The sequence below is a fragment of the Geodermatophilus sp. SYSU D01036 genome (genome assembly GCF_054050435.1).
Map to the genome: position 1 here is coordinate 137,950 of NZ_JBJGZJ010000001.1, position 21,300 is coordinate 159,249.

The 21,300-nt window shown below is 74.5% G+C and carries 27 protein-coding genes; 12 read left to right on the forward strand and 15 right to left on the reverse strand.

Features of this window, described 5'->3' with window-relative positions; translation table 11 throughout:
- Positions 1 to 34: 34 nt before the first annotated feature.
- From ACI8AR_RS00760 to ACI8AR_RS00780, 5 genes are all read right to left on the reverse strand, one after another.
- A complete protein-coding gene (locus ACI8AR_RS00760; protein ID WP_457049266.1) occupies positions 35 to 1,171 on the reverse strand; it encodes an ABC transporter ATP-binding protein in 1,137 nt (378 codons plus the stop codon).
- Positions 1,155 to 2,216, reverse strand: coding sequence for an ABC transporter ATP-binding protein (locus ACI8AR_RS00765; protein ID WP_457049267.1), 1,062 nt, complete (start codon positions 2,214 to 2,216; stop codon positions 1,155 to 1,157). The genes ACI8AR_RS00760 and ACI8AR_RS00765 overlap by 17 nt, the downstream gene beginning before the upstream one ends.
- Positions 2,213 to 3,184 (reverse strand): ABC transporter permease, encoded by a 972-nt coding sequence (locus ACI8AR_RS00770; protein ID WP_457049268.1) that lies wholly within the window; start codon positions 3,182 to 3,184, stop codon positions 2,213 to 2,215. Before ACI8AR_RS00770 ends, ACI8AR_RS00765 begins: the two co-directional genes overlap by 4 nt.
- On the reverse strand, positions 3,177 to 4,100 hold the full coding sequence (locus ACI8AR_RS00775; RefSeq protein WP_457049269.1) for an ABC transporter permease: 924 nt from the start codon (positions 4,098 to 4,100) through the stop codon (positions 3,177 to 3,179). Before ACI8AR_RS00775 ends, ACI8AR_RS00770 begins: the two co-directional genes overlap by 8 nt.
- Positions 4,101 to 4,245: 145 nt before the next feature.
- A complete protein-coding gene (locus ACI8AR_RS00780) occupies positions 4,246 to 5,910 on the reverse strand; it encodes a peptide ABC transporter substrate-binding protein (protein ID WP_456937396.1) in 1,665 nt (554 codons plus the stop codon).
- A 368-nt stretch (positions 5,911 to 6,278) separates the two neighbouring features.
- Between ACI8AR_RS00780 and ACI8AR_RS00785 the strand changes: the two genes are divergently transcribed.
- Positions 6,279 to 6,452 (forward strand): CsbD family protein, encoded by a 174-nt coding sequence (locus tag ACI8AR_RS00785; RefSeq protein WP_387986309.1) that lies wholly within the window; start codon positions 6,279 to 6,281, stop codon positions 6,450 to 6,452.
- A gap of 56 nt (positions 6,453 to 6,508) precedes the next feature.
- On the opposite strand, the gene ACI8AR_RS00790 is transcribed toward ACI8AR_RS00785, so the two are convergent.
- Positions 6,509 to 7,270: a (deoxy)nucleoside triphosphate pyrophosphohydrolase gene (locus tag ACI8AR_RS00790; protein ID WP_457049270.1), complete on the reverse strand. Its 762-nt coding sequence runs from the start codon at positions 7,268 to 7,270 to the stop codon at positions 6,509 to 6,511.
- Positions 7,271 to 7,340: 70 nt separating this feature from the next.
- Here ACI8AR_RS00790 and ACI8AR_RS00795 point away from each other — a divergent pair, with 70 nt between their 5' ends.
- The 6 genes from ACI8AR_RS00795 (at position 7,341) to ACI8AR_RS00820 (ending at position 11,504) form a co-directional block, all read left to right on the forward strand.
- Complete coding sequence (locus ACI8AR_RS00795) at positions 7,341 to 7,811, forward strand: RrF2 family transcriptional regulator (RefSeq protein WP_457049271.1); 471 nt, start codon at positions 7,341 to 7,343, stop codon at positions 7,809 to 7,811.
- 283 nt (positions 7,812 to 8,094) lie between these two features.
- Positions 8,095 to 9,786, forward strand: a complete 1,692-nt coding sequence (locus ACI8AR_RS00800) for a nitrite/sulfite reductase (RefSeq protein WP_457049272.1) — start codon at positions 8,095 to 8,097, stop codon at positions 9,784 to 9,786.
- Complete coding sequence (locus ACI8AR_RS00805; protein WP_456937400.1) at positions 9,783 to 9,965, forward strand: hypothetical protein; 183 nt, start codon at positions 9,783 to 9,785, stop codon at positions 9,963 to 9,965. Before ACI8AR_RS00800 ends, ACI8AR_RS00805 begins: the two co-directional genes overlap by 4 nt.
- The gene (locus ACI8AR_RS00810) at positions 9,962 to 10,672 is read left to right on the forward strand and encodes a phosphoadenylyl-sulfate reductase (protein WP_457049273.1); all 711 of its coding nucleotides are present in this window, start codon (positions 9,962 to 9,964) and stop codon (positions 10,670 to 10,672) included. Before ACI8AR_RS00805 ends, ACI8AR_RS00810 begins: the two co-directional genes overlap by 4 nt.
- Positions 10,673 to 10,684: 12 nt before the next feature.
- Positions 10,685 to 10,978, forward strand: a complete 294-nt coding sequence (locus tag ACI8AR_RS00815; RefSeq protein ID WP_457049274.1) for a 4a-hydroxytetrahydrobiopterin dehydratase — start codon at positions 10,685 to 10,687, stop codon at positions 10,976 to 10,978.
- A 55-nt stretch (positions 10,979 to 11,033) separates the two neighbouring features.
- Positions 11,034 to 11,504: an SRPBCC family protein gene (locus ACI8AR_RS00820; protein ID WP_457049275.1), complete on the forward strand. Its 471-nt coding sequence runs from the start codon at positions 11,034 to 11,036 to the stop codon at positions 11,502 to 11,504.
- Here the strand turns inward: ACI8AR_RS00820 and ACI8AR_RS00825 are convergent.
- Positions 11,488 to 11,886, reverse strand: coding sequence for a DUF3037 domain-containing protein (locus ACI8AR_RS00825; protein ID WP_456937403.1), 399 nt, complete (start codon positions 11,884 to 11,886; stop codon positions 11,488 to 11,490). The two genes, ACI8AR_RS00820 and ACI8AR_RS00825, sit on opposite strands and share 17 nt — an antisense overlap.
- Positions 11,883 to 12,752, reverse strand: coding sequence for a HipA family kinase (locus ACI8AR_RS00830; protein ID WP_457049276.1), 870 nt, complete (start codon positions 12,750 to 12,752; stop codon positions 11,883 to 11,885). Before ACI8AR_RS00830 ends, ACI8AR_RS00825 begins: the two co-directional genes overlap by 4 nt.
- A 24-nt stretch (positions 12,753 to 12,776) precedes the next feature.
- Here ACI8AR_RS00830 and ACI8AR_RS00835 point away from each other — a divergent pair, with 24 nt between their 5' ends.
- Both ACI8AR_RS00835 and ACI8AR_RS00840 read left to right on the forward strand, forming a co-directional pair.
- Positions 12,777 to 13,325: a DUF1990 family protein gene (locus ACI8AR_RS00835; protein WP_457049277.1), complete on the forward strand. Its 549-nt coding sequence runs from the start codon at positions 12,777 to 12,779 to the stop codon at positions 13,323 to 13,325.
- A gap of 29 nt (positions 13,326 to 13,354) precedes the next feature.
- Positions 13,355 to 14,494, forward strand: a complete 1,140-nt coding sequence (locus tag ACI8AR_RS00840; protein ID WP_457049278.1) for a serine hydrolase domain-containing protein — start codon at positions 13,355 to 13,357, stop codon at positions 14,492 to 14,494.
- Here ACI8AR_RS00840 and ACI8AR_RS00845 read toward each other — a convergent pair.
- The 4 genes from ACI8AR_RS00845 to ACI8AR_RS00860 form a co-directional block, all read right to left on the reverse strand.
- Positions 14,491 to 14,838: an iron chaperone gene (locus tag ACI8AR_RS00845; protein WP_457049279.1), complete on the reverse strand. Its 348-nt coding sequence runs from the start codon at positions 14,836 to 14,838 to the stop codon at positions 14,491 to 14,493. The two genes, ACI8AR_RS00840 and ACI8AR_RS00845, sit on opposite strands and share 4 nt — an antisense overlap.
- 104 nt (positions 14,839 to 14,942) lie before the next feature.
- The gene (locus ACI8AR_RS00850; RefSeq protein ID WP_457049280.1) at positions 14,943 to 15,686 is read right to left on the reverse strand and encodes an ABC transporter permease; all 744 of its coding nucleotides are present in this window, start codon (positions 15,684 to 15,686) and stop codon (positions 14,943 to 14,945) included.
- On the reverse strand, positions 15,683 to 16,585 hold the full coding sequence (locus ACI8AR_RS00855; RefSeq protein ID WP_457049281.1) for an ABC transporter ATP-binding protein: 903 nt from the start codon (positions 16,583 to 16,585) through the stop codon (positions 15,683 to 15,685). Before ACI8AR_RS00855 ends, ACI8AR_RS00850 begins: the two co-directional genes overlap by 4 nt.
- 88 nt (positions 16,586 to 16,673) lie before the next feature.
- Positions 16,674 to 17,492: a formate/nitrite transporter family protein gene (locus ACI8AR_RS00860; protein ID WP_457049282.1), complete on the reverse strand. Its 819-nt coding sequence runs from the start codon at positions 17,490 to 17,492 to the stop codon at positions 16,674 to 16,676.
- Positions 17,493 to 17,515: 23 nt separating this feature from the next.
- Between ACI8AR_RS00860 and ACI8AR_RS00865 the strand changes: the two genes are divergently transcribed.
- Complete coding sequence (locus ACI8AR_RS00865) at positions 17,516 to 18,235, forward strand: monooxygenase (protein ID WP_457049283.1); 720 nt, start codon at positions 17,516 to 17,518, stop codon at positions 18,233 to 18,235.
- Here the strand turns inward: ACI8AR_RS00865 and ACI8AR_RS00870 are convergent.
- Positions 18,220 to 18,750 (reverse strand): N-acetyltransferase family protein, encoded by a 531-nt coding sequence (locus ACI8AR_RS00870; protein ID WP_457049284.1) that lies wholly within the window; start codon positions 18,748 to 18,750, stop codon positions 18,220 to 18,222. The genes ACI8AR_RS00865 and ACI8AR_RS00870 overlap by 16 nt on opposite strands.
- Before the next feature lie 82 nt (positions 18,751 to 18,832).
- On the opposite strand from ACI8AR_RS00870, the gene ACI8AR_RS00875 reads away from it, so the two are divergent.
- Positions 18,833 to 18,985, forward strand: a complete 153-nt coding sequence (locus ACI8AR_RS00875) for a hypothetical protein (protein WP_457049285.1) — start codon at positions 18,833 to 18,835, stop codon at positions 18,983 to 18,985.
- Between the two features lie 24 nt (positions 18,986 to 19,009).
- On the opposite strand, the gene ACI8AR_RS00880 is transcribed toward ACI8AR_RS00875, so the two are convergent.
- Together ACI8AR_RS00880 and ACI8AR_RS00885 are read right to left on the reverse strand one after the other, a co-directional pair.
- The gene (locus ACI8AR_RS00880) at positions 19,010 to 19,639 is read right to left on the reverse strand and encodes an FAD-binding oxidoreductase (protein WP_457049559.1); all 630 of its coding nucleotides are present in this window, start codon (positions 19,637 to 19,639) and stop codon (positions 19,010 to 19,012) included.
- A 181-nt stretch (positions 19,640 to 19,820) separates the two neighbouring features.
- Entirely contained in the window at positions 19,821 to 20,432 is a 612-nt protein-coding gene (locus ACI8AR_RS00885; RefSeq protein ID WP_456926303.1) for a sulfite oxidase-like oxidoreductase, read from the reverse strand.
- Positions 20,433 to 20,597: 165 nt separating this feature from the next.
- Between ACI8AR_RS00885 and ACI8AR_RS00890 the strand changes: the two genes are divergently transcribed.
- On the forward strand, positions 20,598 to 21,293 hold the full coding sequence (locus ACI8AR_RS00890) for a succinate dehydrogenase cytochrome b subunit (RefSeq protein ID WP_457049286.1): 696 nt from the start codon (positions 20,598 to 20,600) through the stop codon (positions 21,291 to 21,293).
- Positions 21,294 to 21,300 lie beyond the last annotated feature (7 nt).

Sequence of the window (21,300 nt, forward strand, 5' to 3'; positions counted from 1 at the left end):
GAACCGCCGCGCCGTCGTCGCGGGGCGGGAGGTGCTACTCGACGTCGACCGGGACGACCATCCGGGCCTCGGCGAAGTGGCACGCCGAGGGGTGGCCCTGGCCGCGGTCGACCAGCGCCGGGGCCTCCTGGGCGCAGATGTCCTGCGCCTTCCAGCAGCGGGTGCGGAAGCGGCAGCCCGAGGGCGGGTCGGCGGGGCTGGGGACGTCGCCCTGCAGCAGGATCCGGTCCTTCTGCCCGCGCAGGTGCGGCTCGTGCAGGGGCACCGAGGACAGCAGCGCCTGGGTGTAGGGGTGCGACGGCGAGGCGTAGACCTGCTCGTCGGTGCCCTCCTCCACGATGCTGCCGAGGTACATCACCGCGACGCGGTCGGAGATGTGCCGCACCACCGACAGGTCGTGCGCGATGAACAGGTAGGACAGGCCGAACTCGTCCTGCAGGTCCTCGAGCAGGTTGACCACCTGCGCCTGCACCGAGACGTCGAGCGCGGACACCGGCTCGTCGCAGACGATGACCTCCGGCTGCAGCGCCAGCGCTCGGGCGATGCCGATGCGCTGCCGCTGACCGCCGGAGAACTGGTGCGGGTAGCGGTTGACGTAGTCGGGGTTGAGGCCGACGCGGTCGAGCAGCTCCTGCGTGCGCTTGAGCCGGCCCTTCCTCGGGGCGACGTCGTCGTGCACGGCCCAGCCCTCGGCGACGATGTCGCCGACGGTCATCCGCGGGTTCAGCGACGCGTAGGGGTCCTGGAAGATGATCTGGACCTCGCGCCGGTAGTCCTTCAGCGCGCGGCCGCCCATGCGGGCGACGTCCTTGCCCTTGTAGAGGATCGACCCGGCGGTCGGCCGCTCCAGCGCCACGATCAGCTTGGACACCGTCGACTTGCCGCAGCCGGACTCGCCGACCAGGCCCACGGTCTCGCCGCGGCGCAGGGTCAGGTCCACGCCGTCGACCGCGCGGACGTGGCCGATCGTGCGCTTGAAGACGACGCCCTGAGTCAGCGGGAAGTGCTTCTGCAGCCCGCGGATCTCGAGCAGCGGCTCCCCCATCGCGCCCCGGGCACCCGACGGCGCCGGCTTCGCCAGCGTCGGGTCGCCCGGCACCGCCCCGGTGGACGGCGACGACTTCGACAGGGACGACGCCGCGGTGGCGCCGGACTCACTCGGCAGCGACACCGAGGACCTCCTCGCTGTAGTGGCACGCCGCCTCGCGTCCGGGCACGACCAGCCGCAGCGGCGGGACGTCGGTGGCGCACTCCCGCCCCGGCGCGGCCGCGTCGCCGAGCCGGCGGTGCGGGCACCGCGGGTGGAACGGGCAGCCGCTGGGGATGCGCGCGAGGTTCGGGGGCTGGCCGGCGATCGGCTGCAGCCGCCCGCCCTTCGCCTCGACCTGCGGCACCGAGCCCATCAGCCCCTCGGTGTAGGGGTGCGAGGGGCGGGTGAAGACGTCGTCGACGGTACCCCGCTCGACGATCTCGCCGGCGTACATGACCGCGACGTTGTCGGCGACCTCGTTGACGACACCGAGGTCGTGGGTGATGAGGATCAGCCCCATCCCCGTCTCGTCCTGCAGGTCCTTGAGCAGGTCCATGACCTGGGCCTGCACGGTGACGTCGAGGGCGGTGGTCGGCTCGTCGGCGATGAGGATCCGCGGGTCCAGGGCGATGGCCATGGCGATCATCACGCGCTGGCGCATGCCGCCGGAGAACTGGTGCGGGTAGTCGTCGACGCGGCGGGCCGCGGCCGGGATGCGCACCCGGTCCATGAGCTCGACGGCCCGCTTGCGGGCCTCCTTCCTGCTCATCCCGCGGTGCGCCCGGAACATCTCGCCGATCTGGAAGCCCACGCTGTACACGGGGTTCAGCGACGACAGGGCGTCCTGGAAGATCATCGAGATGCCCGGGCCGCGGATCTTCCGCTGGTCCTCGGCGGACATCTCCAGCATGTTCTTGCCCTGGAACCAGATGCCGCCGCCGGTGATGACCGCGGGCGGGGTCTCGAGGATCCCCATGATCGCCTGGGCCGACACGGACTTGCCGGAGCCGGACTCGCCGAGGATGGCCAGGGTCTCCCCCGCCGCCAGGCTGTAGCTCACGCCGTTGACGGCGTGCACCGTGCCTCCGCGGGTGCGGAACTCCACGTGCAGGTCGTCGACCTCGAGCAGGGGCGTGCCCTGCCCGGCGAGCTCCGCGGTCGGCTTGGTCAGGTCGAGGTTGGTCATGCGCGCTGCCTCGGGTCGAGGGCGTCGCGCAGGGCGTCACCCATCATCACGAACGCCATCACGGTCATGGTCAGGATCAGGCTGGGGAACAGCACCAGGTGCGGTGCGGTGCGGATGGAGTCCTGCCCCGCCTCGATCTGCAGGCCCCAGGAGATGGCCGGCCGCTGCAGACCCACGCCGAGGTAGGTCAGCGTCGCCTCCGCGGCGATGATCACGCCGATGGTGATCGTCGCGTAGACGAGCACCGGGGCGACGGCGTTGGGCAGGATGTGCCGCAGCAGGATGCGCCGGCTGGACGCCCCCATCGCGCGGGCGGCGGCCACGTAGTCGGAGCTCTTGACCGCGATGACCTGGGAGCGGACCAGCCGCATTGCCGTCATCCAGCCGAACAGCGCCAGCGCGATGGCCACCGCGCCGGGCCCCCGGCTGTTGATGACCGGGATGTCGGTCGAGGGGCCGACCCGCAGCAGCACCAGCGCGCCGAGGATGAGCGGCAGCGCATAGAAGATGTCCGCGATCCGCGCGAGGATCCCGTCGGTCAGGCCGCCGTAGTAGCCGGCGATCGCCCCGACGATGACGCCGAGCAGCAGGATGACCAGCACGGCGATGACGCCGATGATCAGCGAGTTGCGGGCGCCGTAGACCACGTTGGCCAGGTAGTCGCAGCCCTGGGTGTCGAAGCCGAACCAGTGCTGCGCCGAGGGCCTCGCCCGGGAGTTGGACAGGTCGCAGGAGCGCGGGTCGGCCCCGCGCGCGAACACCTGCGGGAACAGCGCCATCAGGAGGAAGAACACCCCGAGGACGGCGCCGATCCAGAACAGCGGGTTGCGCCGCAGCTCGCCCCAGGCGTCGCTCCAGAGGCTGTTCTGCCGCTCCTTGGTGACGTCGACCGACGGGCTGGCGAGGCCGGTCGTGGTGCCGGCCTCCACCTCGTCCTTGCGCAGGTCGAGCTGCTGCTGGTCAGTCATAGCGGATCCTCGGGTCGAGGACGGCGTAGAGCACGTCCACGACCAGGTTGAAGAAGATGAAGAAGAACACCATCAGGGTGACGATGCCGACCACGACCGCGCCCTCCTGGGAGCGGATGGCGTTGAACACCTCCCGGCCGATGCCGGGCAGGTTGAACACCGTCTCGGTGACGATCGCCCCGCCCAGCAGCGTGCCGATGTCGGCGCCGATGAACGTGACGACCGGGATCAGGCTGTTGCGCAGCGTGTGCCGGACGATGACCGTCCGCTTGGGCAGGCCCTTGGCCCGCGCCGTGCGCACGTAGTCGGCGCGCAGGTTCTCCGCGAGGCTGGTGCGGGTCAGCCGGGCCACGTAGGCCAGCGACCCGGACGCGAGGACCAGGCCGGGCAGCAGGTAGCTGTAGATCCCCTCGTTGGTCCCGGCGATGGGGAACCAGCCGAGCTTGAGGCCGAAGAGGAGCTGGGCGAAGAAGGCCAGCACCAGGATCGGGATCGAGACGATCAGCGTCGTCGAGACCAGCACCAGGTTGTCGAAGAAGCTGTTGCGCCGGATGCCGGCGAGCACGCCGGCGACCAGGCCGATGAGGATCTCGAAGACGACCGCGGTGAGGGCGAGCTTGATCGTCACCGGCAGCGCGCGCTCGATGGTGTCGAACACCGGCCGGCCGCGGAAGTCGGTGCCCAGGTCACCCTGGAACAGGCTCTTCAGGTACTCCCAGTACTGGATGTAGAGGGGGTCGTTGAGGTTGAACCGCTCACGCAGCTCGGCGACCACGGCGGGCGAGAGCGGACGGTCACCACCCAGTGCGCGGATGGGGTCGCCCGGCAGGGCGTAGACCATCGCGAAGATCAGGAACGAGGCGCCCAGCAGAACCGGGATGGTGAGCAGCAGGCGGCGCGCGACGTAGCGGCCCATGGTCCCCCTCGGGGTGTGTGCGCCGCCGGGTTCACGGCGGCGCCGGTGTCCATCGTGCCCGCAGGGCCGCACACGCGCCGCCGGGGGCGACCGTCCTGGTCGGACGGGCGCCCCCGGCGGGTGGTGCGGGTCCTGCGGGGTCGGGTCAGGCGTTGTTGACGGTGACCTCGGAGAGGACGATCCGCTGGAACAGGTCCAGACGGACGTCGGAGACGTTCTCGGAGGTCACGGACTGGATCTCCGTGAAGAACATCGGCGCCATCGGCATCTCCTCGGCGATGATGTCCTCCGCCGCCTGGTAGTCCTCCACGCCGGCCTCCGGGCTCTCGGCCTGGTCACCCTGGGTGATCAGGCTCTCGACCTCGGGGTTGGTCCAGAAGGAGTAGTTCGAGCCGGCCGGGGCGAGCGACGAGGTCGTGAACAGCGGCGTCAGGTAGCTGTCCGGGGCCGGGTAGTCGAAGCTCCAGCCGTAGCGGAACGGACCGGTCCAGCCCTTCGACTCGCCCAGCGGCAGGTACTCGGCGAAGTCGAGGTTGCCCTGGAGGACGTACTCGACGCCGAGGTTCTCGCGCAGCTGGTTGCCCACGGCCTCCATCCACGCGTCGTGACCGGCGCCGGCGTTGAACCACAGGTCGACGGGCTGGCTGCGGTCGAAGCCGGCCTCGTCGAGCAGCTGGTTGGCCCGGTCGGCGTCGAGGGTGCAGTAGGTGCAGCTGCCCTCGCGGTAGCCGTCGACGACCGGCGGGATGAACGAGTCGGCCGGGGCGCGGGTGCCCTGGAAGATCGCCTCGGAGATCGCCTCCCGGTCGACGGCCATGGAGAACGCCTGGCGGACCCGCGGGTCGGCGAAGCGCTCGTCGTAGGTCGGGAACCCGATGTAGGTGATCTGCGAGGACTCGGTCTCGATGAACCGGTCGCCGAACTCGGACCGGGCCGACTCGATGACGTCCGGCGGGATGACGTCGACGATGTCGAGGTTGCCGGCCTGCACGTCGGTGTAGGCGGTGTTGACGTCGGCGTAGACGACGAAGTCGACGCCGTCGGCCTTCGCCGCGTCGTCGCCGGCGTAGTCCTCGTAGCGGGTCAGCGAGACACCCTGGCCAGGGACGAAGTCCTCCTCCGCCTGGAACGGGCCGTTGCCGATCGGGCGGGTGCCGAAGCCCTCGGGGTCGTCGAAGAACGCCTGCGGCAGCGGGTAGAAGGAGTTGTAGCCCACGACCGCCGGGAAGTTCGAGAACGGCGAGGAGAGCGTCACCGTGAAGGTGCGGTCGTCGACGACCTGCAGGCCGCTCATCTGCTGGGCGGCCGGCTCACCGGTCACGTTGCCGGCGTCGTCGGTCGGCGCCTGCAGGTCGGCGTAGCCCGCGATCCGCGACAGGTAGGACGCGGCGCCCTGGGCGTTCGGGCTGTAGGCGGTGTAGTTCCACGCGTTGACGAAGGACTCGGCGTCGACCGGGCTCCCGTCGTGGAAGGTCCAGCCGTCCTTGAGCGTGACGGTCCAGGTGGTGTTGTCGTCGGACTCGATCGACTCCGCGACACCCGAGTACTCGACGGAGCCGTCCTCGGCGTACTTCACGAGGCCGGTCCACAGCGCGTTGACGACCTGGTCACCCTCGGACTCGGTGGTGTTGCCCGGGACGAGCGGGTTCTCCGGCTCACCGATGTAGACGCTGAAGGTGCCGCCGCTGGCGGCGCCGCTGCCGCTGTCGCCGGAGCCGCTCTCGTCGCTGCCGCCGCCACAGGCGGACAGCAGGAGGGCGCCGGACAGGCCGACGGCGACGAGCGCCGACCGGCGCTTGCTCAACTTCACGTGTGATGCCTCCCTCGTCCCGCGCGAGCGGGGGGAACGGACTGGTCTCTGCGTACCGGGACACTGCGCACCCGGGCGCACTGGCCGGGCGCCGGCGTCCTGCGGGTGAACACCGCGGAACGGATCCGGAACGCCGTGGGCGACCCTAGGCACCTCCGACGAGGACCGTCCACGTCCGCAACCGATTTGTGACCGAGGCTCACGACTCCTGTCACACCGCTGCAACAGCAGCGGTCGACGAGGGCGCGGACCGCAGGGCTTGCGGTCCGCAGTCACTCACCCCGGAGGACTTCCGCCATACGGGCGAACCGGGTGTGCTCACCCTACTCCCGGGTACTCCACGGCCATCCGAGAGGGAGGAGTCCACCGTGAGCGGCATCGACAAGCTGCAGAACAAGGCCCAGGAGCTGGCGGGCGAGGGCAAGGAGCGCGTCGGCGAGGCCACGGGCGACCGCGACCTGCAGGCCGAGGGCGCCAACGACAAGGCCGCCGGCAACCTCAAGCAGGCCGGCGAGAAGGTCAAGGACGTCTTCAAGGGCTGAGCCCGGACGACCGCACCCGGGGCGCCGTTCCGCACGGGACGGCGCCCCTGGTGCGTTCAGAGGCGGCCGAGCAGGTCCCGGACCGCGGGCAGCAGGGGGCGGTCGGCGGCGATCCAGTCCAGGCCGTCGAGGTCGGCGGCGCCCACCCAGCGCAGCTCGCGGTGCTCGTGCGCGACCGGCTCGCCCGAGGCCAGCCGGGCCCACCAGACCCGCAGCGTCGAGGCGCCGGGCGCCCCGCCCGCCACCCGGCCGTCCAGCGGCACCTCGCCGAGGAACGCCTGGGGTGCGACGACGACGCCCATCTCCTCGGCGCACTCGCGCACCAGCGCGGCGACGTCGTCCTCCCCCGGCTCCACCTTGCCGCCGGGGAACTCCCACAGTCCCGCGAGCGGCCCCGACCCGCGCTGGGCGACCAGCACCCGGTCCCCGCGGACGACCGCCGCGCCCACCACCTGGACGACGTCGAGGGCGCGCACCGCGGCCGCGGCGGCGTAGCCGTCCAGGTGCCGGCGCATCGCCCGCAGCACCCGCCGGCGCAGCACCGTCTGGTCGACCAGGCCGCCGAGCGCCCCGGGCAGGCCGGTGTCCCAGTCGACCTGCTCGTCGACGACGGTGCCGGCACCGGTCGCGGTGAACCGGCGCTCGTGGGTGAGGCTGCGCCACCCCCGCCCCGGCCCGGCGGCGTACAGGTCGCGTACCGGGCGGACCGACTCGACCTCCTCCAGCGGGAACGGCCAGGGGCGACCGAGGGCCCGGGCGACGTCGAAGGCGACGGTCAGCGGCGCCGCCACGACCGTGGTGAAGCGCAGCCGGTACACGCCGTCACCCTGGCAGACCGGGCAGGATGGGCCCGCGGGACCCGGCAGCCGGCCCGCGGGAGGGAGCACCGTGCGCATCACCGCCCGGGTCGACTACGCCGTCCGCGCGGCCCTCGAGCTGGCCGCCGCGGCGCCGGGCGCGCTGACCTGCGACCGGATCGCCACCAACCAGGGCCTCCCCGCGCGCTTCCTGCAGGGGATCCTCGGCGACCTCCAGCACGCCCGGCTGGTCACCAGCCAGCGGGGCCGCGAGGGCGGGTACCGGCTGGCGCTGCCGCCGTCGGAGATCTCCATCGCCCGGGTCATGCGGGTGGAGCAGGGCTTCCTCGCCGAGGTGCACGGGCAGCGGCCCGAGGACGTCAGCTACCCCGGCGCCGCCGAGGAGCTGGCCAGCGTGTGGGTCGCCGCCCGCGCCGCCTACCGGCGGGTGCTGGAGGAGGTCACCCTCGCCGACGTCGTCGCGGGGAAGCTGCCCGGGTACGCGGCCGAGCTCGCCGCCGTCGAGAGCGCCTGGCGCTCGTTCGGCGACGACGCCTCCTGAGGACGCCCCCTGAGGACGCCCCCTGAGGACGCCCCCTGCGGACGCCACCCCTCGGGTCACACCGGCCGGGGCCGGACGTGTGCGACCATGGGGGGCGTGACGGACCGCGGCAGCCTCCTCGTCGCGCGTCTGCACGTCGACCTCGCTCTCGTCAGCAGCGCCGCCTGTCGCGCCTCGCGCTGACCACCAGTCCTCCCCCGCGGCCCGGAGCCGCGACCCCGACCTGGCAGCGCCCTCCCGCGCGGGTGCAGACCGGCGCGGACGGCGCAGGAAGAAGTGCACCGTGTCCGCACCTCCCCGTCCGAGCAACCGGCCCGCGCGCCGTGACGCCCCCCAGCGCGGCCAGGGCCAGTGGGCGCTGGGCTACCGGGAGCCGCTGAACCCCAACGAGCGGATGAAGAAGGACTCCGACGGGCTCGAGGTCCGTCAGCGGATCCTCGACATCTACTCGCGGACCGGCTTCGACGGCATCGACCCCGGCGACCTGCGCGGCCGGATGCGCTGGATGGGCCTCTACACCCAGCGCGCCCCGGGCATCCCCGGCGGCAAGACCGCCGTGCTGGAGCCCGAGGAGCTCGAGGACTCCTACTTCATGATGCGGGTGCGCACCGACGGCGGGGCGCTGACCAGCGAGCAGCTGCGCACCCTCGGGGGCATCAGCACCGAGTTCGGCCGCGACGTCGCCGACGTCACCGACCGGCAGAACATCCAGTACCACTGGATCCGCATCGAGGACGTCCCCGAGATCTGGGACCGCCTCGAGGCCGTCGGCATGACCACGACCGAGGCCTGCGGCGACACCCCGCGCGGCATGCTCAACTGCCCGCTGGCCGGCGTCCTCGAGGACGAGGTCCTCGACGCCACCGACGTCATGGCGCAGACCGTCGCCCGGTACGTGGGTGACCCCGCGTTCAGCAACCTGCCGCGCAAGTGGAAGACGTCGATGTCCGGCTGCGTCGACCACTGCACCGAGCCCGAGATCGACGACGTCTCCTTCGTCGGCGTCGTGGGTCCCGACGGCGAGCCCGGCTACGACCTGTGGGTCGGCGGCGGCCTGTCGACCAACCCGATGTTCGCCCAGCGCGTCGGCGTCTTCGTGCGGCCGGAGGAGGTCACCGAGGTGTGGGCGGCCTGCACCTCGGTCTTCCGCGACTACGGCTACCGCCGGCAGCGCAACCGGGCCCGGATCAAGTTCCTCATGGCCGACTGGGGCCCGGAGCGGTTCCGCCAGGTGCTGCAGGACGAGTACCTGCACCGCGCGCTGCCCGACGGTCCCGCGGCCGCGCCGCCGAGGAACGAGTCCCGCGACCACGTCGGTGTCGCGCGGCAGAAGGACGGCCGCAACGCCGTCGGCTTCGCGCTGCGCACCGGCCGGATCAGCGGGACGGTGCTCACCCGGATCGCCGACCTCGCCGACCAGTACGGCGCGGGCCGCATCCGGACGACGACCCAGCAGAAGATGGTGGTCCTCGACGTGCCGGACGAGCAGGTGGAGGACCTGGTCGCCGCGCTCGCCGAGCACGACCTGCTGGTGCGCCCGAGCGCCTTCCGCCGCGGCACCATGGCCTGCACCGGCCTGGAGTTCTGCAAGCTCGCCATCGTCGAGACCAAGCAGCACGCCCAGGACCTGTACGCCGAGCTGGAGAAGCGGCTGCCCGGCTTCGACGAGCCGATCGGCATCAACGTCAACGGCTGCCCGAACAGCTGCGCCCGCTTCCAGACCGCCGACATCGGCTTCAAGGGCTCGATGGTCCGCGACGAGAGCGGCGAGATGGTCGAGGGCTTCCAGGTGCACCTCGGCGGCCACCTCGGCGTCGACGCCGCCTTCGGCCGGAAGTTCCGCGGCCACAAGGTCACCAAGGCCGAGACGGCGGACTACTGCGAGCGGGTGCTGCGCGGCTACCTGGAGCGGCGCGAGCCCGGCGAGCGGTTCGCCGCCTACGTGGCCCGCGCCGAGGAGAGCTGGCTGCTGTGAGCGAGGAGGCGGAGGACACGGGCGGCCGCGCGGGAAGGCAGCGCCAGCTGCCCGTGTTCCACTGCCCGTACTGCGGGGACGAGGAGCTGACCCCGCACGGGGACGGGGGCGAGTGGCACTGCGCCGCGTGCCTGCGGACCTTCACCGTCCGGCTCACCGGGACAGGAGTGCAGGCATGACGACCGCCGTCCGGCCCACGCCGGAGCTCGCCGCCGAGGCCGACGCCCGCTTCGAGGGCATCGCCGATCCCGTCGAGCAGGCCCTCGCCGTGCTGCGCTGGGCCGGGGAGACCTTCGGCGAGGACTTCGCGATCACCTCGTCGATGGCCGACGGGCTCCTCGCGCACCTGGCCTCCCGGGCGGCGCCCGGGGTCAACGTCGTCTTCCTCGACACCGGCTACCACTTCGCCGAGACGATCGGCACGCGCGACTGGATCAGCAGCGTCCTGCCGATCACGCTGGTGAACGTGACGCCGCCGCAGACGGTGGCCGAGCAGGACGCCGAGCACGGCCCGGCGCTGCACGACCGCGACCCGGACCTGTGCTGCTCGCTGCGGAAGGTGCAGCCGCTGGCCACCGCGCTGGCCGGCTACGCCGCGTGGGGCTCGGGCGTCCGCCGCGACGAGGCCGCCACCCGCGCGGGCACGAGGGTCGTCGACTGGGACGCCAAGCGGGGCATGGTGAAGGTCAACCCGCTGGCCGCCTGGACGCAGGACGACGTCGACGCCTACATCGCCGAGCACCGGGTGCCGGTCAACCCGCTGCAGGAGATCGGGTACGCCTCGATCGGCTGCGCGCCGTGCACCCGCCCGGTCGCTCCGGGCGAGGACCCGCGCGCCGGGCGCTGGGCCGGCCGCGGCAAGACCGAGTGCGGCCTGCACCTGTAGGAGCATCCCGACGTGCCCCGGCCGCCGCGACTGTCCCCCGACGAGGTCGCCGCCGGCCTGCGCGCGCTGCCGCTGTGGTCCGGTGACGTCACCGGCCTGCACCGGACGGTGCAGCTGTCCTCGTTCCGCGCCGCGGTGGAGGCGGTCGTCGCCGTCGCCGACGTCGCCGAGGAGATGGACCACCACCCCGACGTCGACCTGCGGTGGCGCACGCTGCACCTCACCCTCGTCAGCCACTCCGCGGACGGGGTGAGCGCGCTCGACCTCGAGCTCGCCCGCCGCATCGACGAGCTGCTCCCGGGGTAGCGCCGGTCCCGCGGAGCACGGGCCGGGGCAGCCTCCCGACCAGGAGATGGTCCCGATGACCGCCGAACTGAGGACGTCCGTCGACATCGACGCCCCGCCCGAGCGCGTCTGGGCGGTGCTGACCGACCTGCCCGCCTACGCGGAGTGGAACCCCTTCGTCACCGAGGCGGCCGGGGCCGTCGTCGAAGGGGGCCGGCTGTCGGTCCGGGTGCCGCCGGTGAACGCCTTCGTCCGCTCGGACCTGCGGCCCACGGTCCGGCAGGTGGTCCCCCTCCGGCGGCTGCGGGTGTGGAGCCGGCTGGACCGGCTGGGCGTCCCGGGCCTCTTCTCCGTCGAGCACACCGTGACCCTCACCGACCACGGCGGGGGTGTGCGGCTGTGGCAGCAGGACCGGTTCGGGGGTCTGCTCGCCCCGCTGCTCGTCCGGTCCCTGAACCAGCACCGGCTCGCGGCGTTCCACGCCATGGTTGCGGCGCTCAAGCGGCGGGCCGAGGCGACCGGACCGGCGCTCAGCCCTGGTCGCTGACCGGCAGCACGAGCAGGCGCAACAGGCGGTCGGCCTCGGCGTCGGGGTCCTCGGTGAGCCCGGTGTGCACCGGGCCGGGCTGGACGACGGTGCTGCGCGGCGCGGTGAGCCAGCGGAACCGGGAGCCCAGCGCCTCCCGGCCCGCGGCGCCGGCGGCGGGGTCGGCGGCGCAGACGTCGGCGGCGGCCTGCAGCGCCCGGCCGATGGCGGCGGGGTCGGCGGTCGGGTCCAGCGCGCGCAGCCGGTCGACGTCGAGGTGCACCCGGCTGCCCAGGTAGTCGCGCTGCCGGCAGTAGACGAGGACGCCGGCGTTGAGCGCCTCGCCCCGCTCCACCCGCGGCACCACCCGCAGGACGGCGTACTCGAAGGTCTCCCGGCTCACCGCTGGGTCACCCCCGGCGGCGGGGGCGGGCCCAGCCACGCCGGCCGGTTCTCCCCGCGCGGCGACCGGCGGCGGCCCCCCGCGCCCGCGGCGGCCGCGGCCACCACGCCGGGCAGCCACGCGTCGCGGGCGGCCAGCCGGGCCAGCAGCTGGGACACGTAGCGCTCCCGGACGGCGGCCGGCGGCTCGCCGGGCTCCGGTCCCTCCAGCCAGTCGTCGGGCACCTGGGCCAGCACGCGCTCCAGCAGCGGCCGGGTGACCCGCGGCGCGAGGTCGGCGTCGGCGGCGCGCAGGTCCGGCGAGCACTCGACCAGCGCGTGCTGGGCGGCGTCGTAGGAGCGGGCGACGGCGGCCGGCGCCCCCGCCCACGAGTGGTGGAAGGTGAGCGCGGCGCCGTGGTCGATCAGCTGCAGCCGGCCGTGCCAGAACAGCATGTTGGGGTTGCGCCAGGACCGGTCGACGTTGCCCACCAGCGCGTCGAACCACAGCACCCGGCCGGCCAGCTCGGGCTCCACCTCGCCCACCCCGGCCTCGAAGTCCAGGGCGCCGGGCAGGTAGTCCAGCCCCAGGTTGCGCCCGGCCGAGCGCTGCAGCAGCTCCTGCACCTCGGGGTCGGGCTCGCCGACGGCCAGCTCCGGGACGACGTCCACGGTGACCAGCACCGGCACCGGCAGCGCCAGCGCGCGGGCCAGCTCGCCGCAGACCACCTCGGCCACGAGCACCCGCACGCCCTGGCCGGCCGCCCGCCACTTGACCACGTAGGTGCCGAGGTCGTCGGCCTCCATGAGCCCGGGCAGCGAGCCACCCTCGCGCAGCGGGGTGACGTAGCGGGTGGCGGTGACGGCGGGCAGCACAGTGCCGGTCAACCTACGCCGGTCCAGACTGTGCCCATGGGCCTGTTCCGGGCCGTGTCGCCCGAGGGCCTGCGCGACGCGCCGCTCACCTATGCCGAGGTCGGCGCCACGCGCGCCGCCGAGCTCCCCGCCGGCTACCGCACCGGCACGTGGACCGAGGTCGTCGGCTCCGGCCGGGCGGCGTTCGAGCGGGTCGCCGCGGCGGTGTTCGCCTGGGCGCCGCAGCGCAGCACCGGCCTGCGGGTGCGCGCGACGGGCTCGCCCGGCGAGGTGGGTACGGTCGTCGTCCTCACCGCGGGGCTGCCGGGGCTGGGCTACGACATCCCCTGCCGGGTCGTCTGGGCGTCGACCACCGGCGACGAGCGCGGCTTCGCCTACGGCTCGCTGCCCGGCCACCCCGAGAGCGGCGAGGAGTGCTTCACCGTCCGCCTCGACCCCGGCGGCGACGTCGTCGCCTCGATCCGGGTGTTCTCCCGGCTGGCCTCCCCCGCCGCCCGCCTCGTGCCGCCGGTGAGCTGGGCCCTGCAGCGGCTGGCCACCGCCCGCTACCGCGCGACGCTGCGCCGGGCCGCCCGCGACCGATGAGCCCGGGCTCCCCGGGCGGTCACCCCTGCATGGGTCTGGCCGAGGAGATCGAGCAGGTGGTGTCCGGCGCCGTGGCGGCCGGGGCGGTGCCGGGCGCCGCGTGGCTGGTGCGGCGCGGGGACGAGGTGGCCCGCGGCGCGGCGGGCACGCACACCCCGGGCGGGGACGACCCGGTCGCCCCGGACACCGTCTTCCGGATCTCCTCGGTGAGCAAGCCGGTGGTGGCCACGGCCGCGCTCACCCTGGTCGACGACGGCACGCTGGCCCTCGAGGAGCCGGTGGACCGGCTGCTGCCCGAACTGGCCGGCCGGCGGGTGCTCGCCGACCCCGCCGACGCGGCGGCCGGCACGGTCGAGGCCCGGCGCGCGGTCACGGTGCGCGACGTCCTCACCTTCCGGCTCGGCCTGGGCATCGACTTCACCGCGCCGTGGCCCACCCCGACCGTCGCCGCGCTCGGCGAGGCGGGCCTGCCCGCCGGGCCGCCGGCGCCGCAGGCCGCTCCCCCGCCGGACGAGTGGCTGCGCCGCGTGGCCGGCGTCCCGCTGGCCCACCAGCCCGGCGAGCGCTGGCTCTACCACACCGGCGCGAGCGTGCTCGGCGTCCTCGTGGCCCGCGCCGCCGGCCGGCCGCTGCCCGAGGTGCTCGCCGAGCGGGTGCTGGTCCCGCTCGGGATGACCGACACCGGCTTCGGCGTGCCGGCACCGGCCCGCGGCCGGTTCGGCCCGCACTGGACGCCGCCGGACGCGCACGGCGAGCGGCAGGTCCACGACCCCGCCGACGGCCAGTGGGCGTCCCCGCCGCCCTTCCCCGACGGCGGGGACGGCCTGGTCTCCACCGTCGACGACCTCGGCGTCCTCGCGCGGGTGCTGCTCGCCGGCGGGGAGCCGGTGCTGCGCGAGCCGACCGTGCGCGCGATGCTCACCGAGCAGGCCGGGCCGGTCGACGACGAGGGCGGCGGCTGGGGCCTGGGCCTCGGCGTCCGGCGCACCGACGAGCCCGGCGGCCGGCACGCCGGCTCCTTCGGCTGGGACGGCGGGCTGGGCAGCACGTGGTGGACCGACCCGGTCACCGGCACCACCGCGGTCCTGCTGACCAACCAGATGTGGTCCTCGCCGGTGCCGCCGGCGGTGTTCGACGCCTTCCGCGCGGCCGCCTTCGGTCCCCGCTAGGCGCGCCGGGCCGCGACCGCCGCGGCCACCCGCTCGACGAGGTCCTCGGGCACCGGGCGGCGGTAGGGCAGGTGGACCGCGTCCTTGCCCGAGCGGTGCGGCGCGACCTCGGCCTCCAGGTCGCCGTCGAACACGGGCACCGGGTAGAGCGCCGCGTGCCGCTTCCACGCGGCGTGGTGCAGCCCGTAGCGGCTGCCGAGCATCGCGGCCGGCATGCCGTAGCGGATCGTCTCGGTGGCCCCGGGCATGCCGCGGAGCACGGCGGCGCGCACCTGCCCGAGCGCCGTCCGCGCCTCCTCGGGCAGGGCCGCCAGGTACTCCTCGACGGTGGCGGGGACGGGCATCGCGGGCTCCTGGGGCTCGGGCGGCTGCGGGGATGCTGCCCGGGGGACCGGTCCCCGCGCCAGGCGTCGGGGCGCCAGGCGTCCCCGCGCCAGGCGTCGCGACGCTAGGCGTCGCGGCGCTCGACCAGGCCCGCGCCCAGCACCCAGGCCGCGACCGCCCACGCCGCCGACACCGCCAGGCCGACCTGCCAGCTCGTGGGGACGGCGAGGAAGGACTGCTCCCCCACCCGCAGTGCCGGCAGCGCCTGCGACAGCAGCTCGGCGGTCCGCCCGCCGGCCAGGGCCAGCGCGAGCGGGGCGACGAACACCAGCGCGACGCCCAGCCCCAGCGCGCCGGCGGTCGAGCGCAGCACCGCCCCGAGCCCGGCAGCGAGCACGGTCACCAGCACCGCGCCGGCCACCTGCAGGCCGGCCGACCGCAGCACGTCGGGGTCGCCCAGGGGCACGCCGCCGGGCACCGCGACCAGCCTCCGCGCGGCCAGGGCGCACGCGGCCACCAGCAGGGCGGTGAGCAGCGCGGCCCAGGCCGCGACGACGGCGGTCTTGGCGACCAGCAGCCGGGTGCGGCGCGGCACGGCGACCAGCGAGGACAGCGCCATCCCGCCGCCCAGGTCGGCGGTGACCGCGAGCACCCCGAGGACGACGAGCACCACCTGGCCGAAGGCGAACCCGATCAGCGCGACGCCGGCCGCGGCGTCCGCGTCCGGCGCCGTCGGCGTGGTCGCCGCGGCCAGCCACCCGAATGCGCCGACGACGAGCAGGTAGACGGCGCTGCACCACCAGGTCGAGCGCAGCGTCCGCAGCTTGGTCCACTCGGCGCGCAGCACCGCCGCCGGGCCGACCCTCACGCCGCACCCGCCCGGTACTCGACGTCCTCGCCGGTCAGCTCCAGGTAGGCCGCCTCCAGCGAGGCGACCACCGGCGTCAGCTCGTGCACCGGCACCCGCGCGGCGAAGGCGACGTCGCCCACCGCGGCCGGGGCCAGACCCTCCACCCGCAGCGCGCCGTCGGTCTCCAGCGCCACCCCGGCCCCGGCCCGGCGCAGCGCGGGGGCCAGCAGCGGCGCCTGCGGGCTGCGCACCCGCACCGCGGCGTGCCGGCCGAGGAGGTCGGCCATCGGGACGTCGGCGAGCAGCCGGCCGCGGCCGAGCACGACGAGGTGGTCGGCGGTGTCCTCCATCTCGCTCATCAGATGGCTGGACACCAGCACCGTGCGGCCCTCGTCGGCCAGGTCGCGCAGCAGCCCGCGCACCCAGCGGATGCCCTCCGGGTCCAGGCCGTTGACCGGCTCGTCGAGCAGCAGCACCTCGGGGTCGCCGAGCAGCGCCGCGGCGATGCCGAGCCGCTGCCCCATGCCCAGCGAGAAGCCGCGCACCCGCTCGTGCGCCACCGCGCCGAGGCCGACCAGCTCGACGACGTCGTCCACCCGCGAGGCGGGCAGGCCGTTGCCCTGCGCCAGCGCGAGCAGGTGCGCGTACGCGGTGCGGCCGGGATGGCGCGCCCGCGGGTCCACCAGCGCGCCGACGCGCCGCATCGGCACGTCGAGGTCGCGGTAGGGCACGCCGAGCACCGTCGCCGTCCCGGCGGTGGGCCGGGTCAGGCCGAGGACGCAGCGCATCGTCGTCGTCTTGCCCGAGCCGTTCGGGCCGAGGAAGCCGGTCACCCGGCCCGGGTGCACGGTGAAGCTGACGTCGTCGACGGCGACCCGCGCCCGGTAGTGCTTGGTGAGCCCGTCGACCTCGATCACGCCGACAGTGTGGCGACCGGGGGCCGCAGCGCCCGGGAGGTGGCGGGGTGTCATCCCGTCCGGTCGGCCCCTGCAGAGGGGTCCTTCCTCAGTCGTCGGCGGCCGCGGCGCGTTCCCGCTGGAGCAGCTCCTTGCTGCGCACCAGCCGCAGCAGGGTGACCACGATCAGCCCGCCGGCCATGTTGAGCAGCGCCGTGTACCAGAACCAGGCCAGCCAGTCGCCATAGCCGAACGGCGCGGTGCCGGTGTGGAGCGCGCCGAAGACCAGCAGCGAGTCGAGCACCGAGTGGAACAGCTGCAGCCCGGCCAGGACGAAGGCACCGGCGAACGCGGCGACGATCTTGGCGCCGTCGGCGGAGGTCCCGTTCTGCATGCGGGTCATCAGCGTGATGACGACGCCGCCGAGGAAGGCCAGGCACACCGCGCGCAGGTCCAGCGGCGACTCGACGAAGTGCCGCGCCGACTCCACCACGGTCGCCCCCAGCTGCGGGAAGCCGTGCACCACCACCCACATCGCCAGCCAGCCGCCGACGAGGTTGCCCGCCAGCGTCCCGGCCCACAGCCGGCCCAGCTGCGACCAGCTCGCCCGGCCCGCGACGACGGCGGTGACCGGCAGCAGGAAGCCCTCGGTGAACAGCTCGCTGCGGGCCAGCAGCAGCGCGACGAAGCCGACACCGAACGCCAGCCCGGCCAGCAGGTGGCTGCGGGTCTCGGCGTAGACGGCGAGCAGCGCGAGGACGCCGATCGCCACCTCCAGGCCGCCGGCGAGCCCGGTGGTGAGCACCTCCCGCCAGGTGCGGTGCAGCCGCTGCGCGCCCTGGCTGACCACCCGGTCGAAGGCCTGGACGACCTCGTCCTCCGCGGGCGCGTCGGTGTCGCCGAGCTGGATCCGTCGCTGGTCGGTCACCGCGCGCCCCTACCCTCGGCCGCGTGCGTCCATCCGAGCCCGGGCCGGTGACCCTGCACCTGTGGGGCGTCCCCGGCCGCGCCGTGCCGCGGGCGGTGCTGCGGATGGCCTCGGTCCGCCCGGCGCTCGCGCGCCTGCCGGGGCTGCGGTTCGCCAAGCTGCTGGGCACCGGCGACGGGCGGACCTTCACCGTCCGCGACGCCGACCCGCGCCGCTGGGGCCTGCTGGCGGTCTGGGACGACGACGCCGCCGCGGACGCCCTCGACGACTCCCCCGTCGCCGCGAGCTGGCGGCGGATCGCCGACGAGGAGTGGTCGGCGCGGCTGCGCCCGCTCGCGGCGCGCGGGCTGTGGTCGGGTCGCGAGCCGTTCGGCCGGCCGCGACCGCAGCGCTGGGACGGGCCGGTGGCCGCGGTGACCCGGGCGCGGCTGGTGCTGCGCCGGGCGGCGCGGTTCTGGTCGGCGGTGCCGCCGGTGTCGGCCGACCTGCACCGGGCGCCGGGCCTGCGCATGGCCGTCGGCATCGGCGAGGCGCCGCTGGGCCTGCAGGGCACCTTCAGCGTCTGGGACTCCGCGGCGGCGCTGAACGCCTTCGCCTACGACCGCCCCGAGCACGCCGCGGTGGTCCGGCGGACGGCGCAGGAGGGCTGGTACGCCGAGGAGCTGTTCGCCCGCCTGGCGGTGCTGTCCACCCGCGGCACCGTCGACGGCGCCGACCCCGCGGCGGGCTACAGCTCCACGTAGAGGTGGATCTCCTCGCGGTCGTCGCCGGGGGCGACCCGGATCGCGCCGGGCATCCGGCCGAACTCGCGGTAGCCCAGCCCCTGGTAGAAGCCCTCGATGCCGTAGCCGCCGCGCACGGTGAGGTGCAGCATCTCCAGCCCCAGGCCGCGGGCGGCCTCGTGCACCCCGGTCATCAGCGCCCGGCCCAGCCCCTGGCCCTGGTGGGCCGGGTGGACCTGCACCCGCAGGACGGTGGCCCAGTGCCGGCGCAGCGGGCTGACCGACAGCGACAGCACCGCCCAGCCCGCGAGCTCGCCGTCGGCGCGCAGCACCACGACCCGCTCGCGGCCCTGCGCCACCCGCTGGAGCAGGGCGTCGAGCACCGGCGCGACGTCGTCGCGGGTGACCGGGGGGACGAAGCCGACCGCGCCGCCGGCGTTGGAGACGTCGGTCCAGCAGGCCAGCAGGGCCTCGCGCAGCTCCGGACCGACGTCCTCGACGGCGGTGGCCACGGCGGACGGCACGGCGCTCGGCATGCCCCCGATCATCGTCCGCGCCGCGCGTCACGGACCGCCCGGCCCCTGGACCCCGGCCCGCCCGCGGGCCAGGCTCGCCGGCATGACCGACGCTCCCGGCCCCGTCCCGGTCCCCCGCCCCGTGGACGACGGACTGCGCGTCCCGTTCTGGATCGTGCTCGCCGGCGTGGGCGCCGGCGCGTTCTGGGCCCTGGCCGGCGTGGCCCTCGGCGCCTGGCTGCGCTCCCGCCGCTGAGACGCCGGAGAGGCCGCGGGGGCGTCAGCCCGACGAGCCGCTGGGGCCGAACCGCTCCACCCGCACGTCCGGCTCCGGCACGCCGAGGCCGACCAGCAGCTGGCCGGTCGACTCGGCGAACGGCGTCGAGCCGCAGACGTAGGCGGTCTGACCCGGCTCCCACAGCGGCACGAGGTCGGCGGCGGTCAGCCGCCCGGCCGGGCGGATGCCCGAGGGCTCGCGGGTGGTGACCACCAGCGCCCCGGCCGCCCGCAGCTCGTCGGCGTAGGGCAGCTCGGCCAGGGTGCGGGTCGAGACGGCGATCCGCAGCAGGTCCTCGCGGCCCAGCTCGCGCGCGGTCCGCAGCATCGACACGAACGGCACCACGCCGGTGCCCCCGCCCACGAGCAGCGCCGGCTCGTCGCCCTCCCACACGAACCAGCCGCCGATCGGCCCGCGGACCTCCAGCTCGTCGCCGGGCTCGACCACGTCGGCGAGGTAGGTGGACACCTCGCCGTCGTCGAGCCGCTCGACCAGCAGCTCGACGAGCGGGTCCCCCGGCGCCGACGCCAGCGAGTAGGACCGCTGGGCCCGGTAGCCGTCCTCGGCGGTGAGCCGGACGACGTAGTGCTGGCCGGCCAGGTGGTCGACGCGGTCGGGCACCTCCAGCCGCAGCCGGACGGTGCGCGGGGTGGGGCGCCCGACCTCGCGGACGGTCGCCGTGCGCCAGCCACCGGCGGGCGCCCGCTGGCGGAGGCGAGGTGAGGGATCCGTCGGCCCCGCTGCAGGCTCCCCGTCGGCCTCGTCCCGAGGCTCGCCCCGAGCCTGCGAGGGGTGAGGAGGACGAGGTCCTTTCTCAGTCACCCTGGTACCGCTGCTCGCGCCACGGGTCGCCGCGGTCGTGGTAGCCGTTCTGCTCCCAGAACCCCTGCTGGTCGCGCTGCAGGAGGGTCAGCCGGGTGACCCACTTGGCGCTCTTCCAGAAGTACAGGTGCGGCACGAGCAGCCGCACCGGGCCGCCGTGCTCGATCGGCAGCGGCTTCCCGTCGAACTCCCAGACGATCCACGCCTTGCCGCCGGTGACGTCCTCGAGCGGCAGGTTGGTGGTGTAGCCGGTCTTGGACGTCGCGATGACGAAGTGCGCGTCGGCGGTGGGACGGGCGGCCTCCAGCAGGGTGTCCACGCTGACGCCGGCGAAGTGCGTGTCGAACTTCGACCACGTGGTGACGCAGTGGATGTCCCCGCGGTAGTCCGAGGCCGGGAGCCGGTGGACGTCGTCCCAGGTCCAGGTGGTCGGGTTCTCCACGCGGCCGTCGACGGTGATGCTCCAGGTCTCCGGCGCGATGCGCGGGGTGGGCTCGGCGGTCAGCACGGGCCAGTCGCGGCCGACGTCGTACTGGCCGGGGGGCAGTCGCGGGTCGCGCTCGCGCCGGCTGCGGCCGAGGAAACCCCTGGTCGGTCCTGCCACGCGTCCTCCTCCGATGGGGGTGGGTGTGCCGACACGCTCCCACGCCCCGGCAGGCGGACACCAACGTCCTGACCAGGGCTGAGGGTTCCCTTACGAGAGGTGAGTCACGTCGTGTTCACATGGCCGACACGGGGGCATGGAGCCTAACTTTGTGCCGTGGTGACGGTGACGAACTCGGGCCAGCGCAGGACCCCGAAGGTCGCGAAGACCAGCTCGGTCGCGAAGAAGGCCGTGATGGCGGTCAGCGGGATCATCCTGGTCCTGTACTTGATCGCGCACATGGTCGGGAACCTCAAGCTCTTCGCCGGCGCGGAGACCTTCAACGGCTACTCGGAGTGGATCCGCCGCATCGGCGAGCCGGCCGTCCCGGGCCAGACGGTGCTGTGGATCATCCGCGTCGTCCTGCTGGTGGCTGTGGTCGCCCACGCGTGGGCCGCGATCTCGCTGTGGCGGCAGGCCAAGCGCGCCCGGCCCACCCAGTACGTGGCCCGCAAGGCCGTGGCCCAGAGCTACGCCTCGCGCACCATGCGCTGGGGTGGCGTGATCCTGGCGCTGTTCATCGTCTACCACATCCTCGACCTCACGCTGGGGGTCGCGAACCCCGAGGGCCACGACTCCACGCCCTACGAGCGCGCGATCGCCGGGTTCTCCAACCCGTTCGTCACCCTGGTCTACGTCGTCGCGCTGCTGGCCCTGGGCTTCCACCTGCGGCACGGCATCTGGAGTGCCACCCAGACGCTGGGGCAGAGCAACAAGACGCGCGAGCGGACCGTCAACGCGTTCGCCACCGTCTTCGCCGTCGTCCTGACCGCCGGGTTCCTGATCCCGCCGCTCAGCGTCCTCGTCGGCATCATCGAGTAGGAGCACT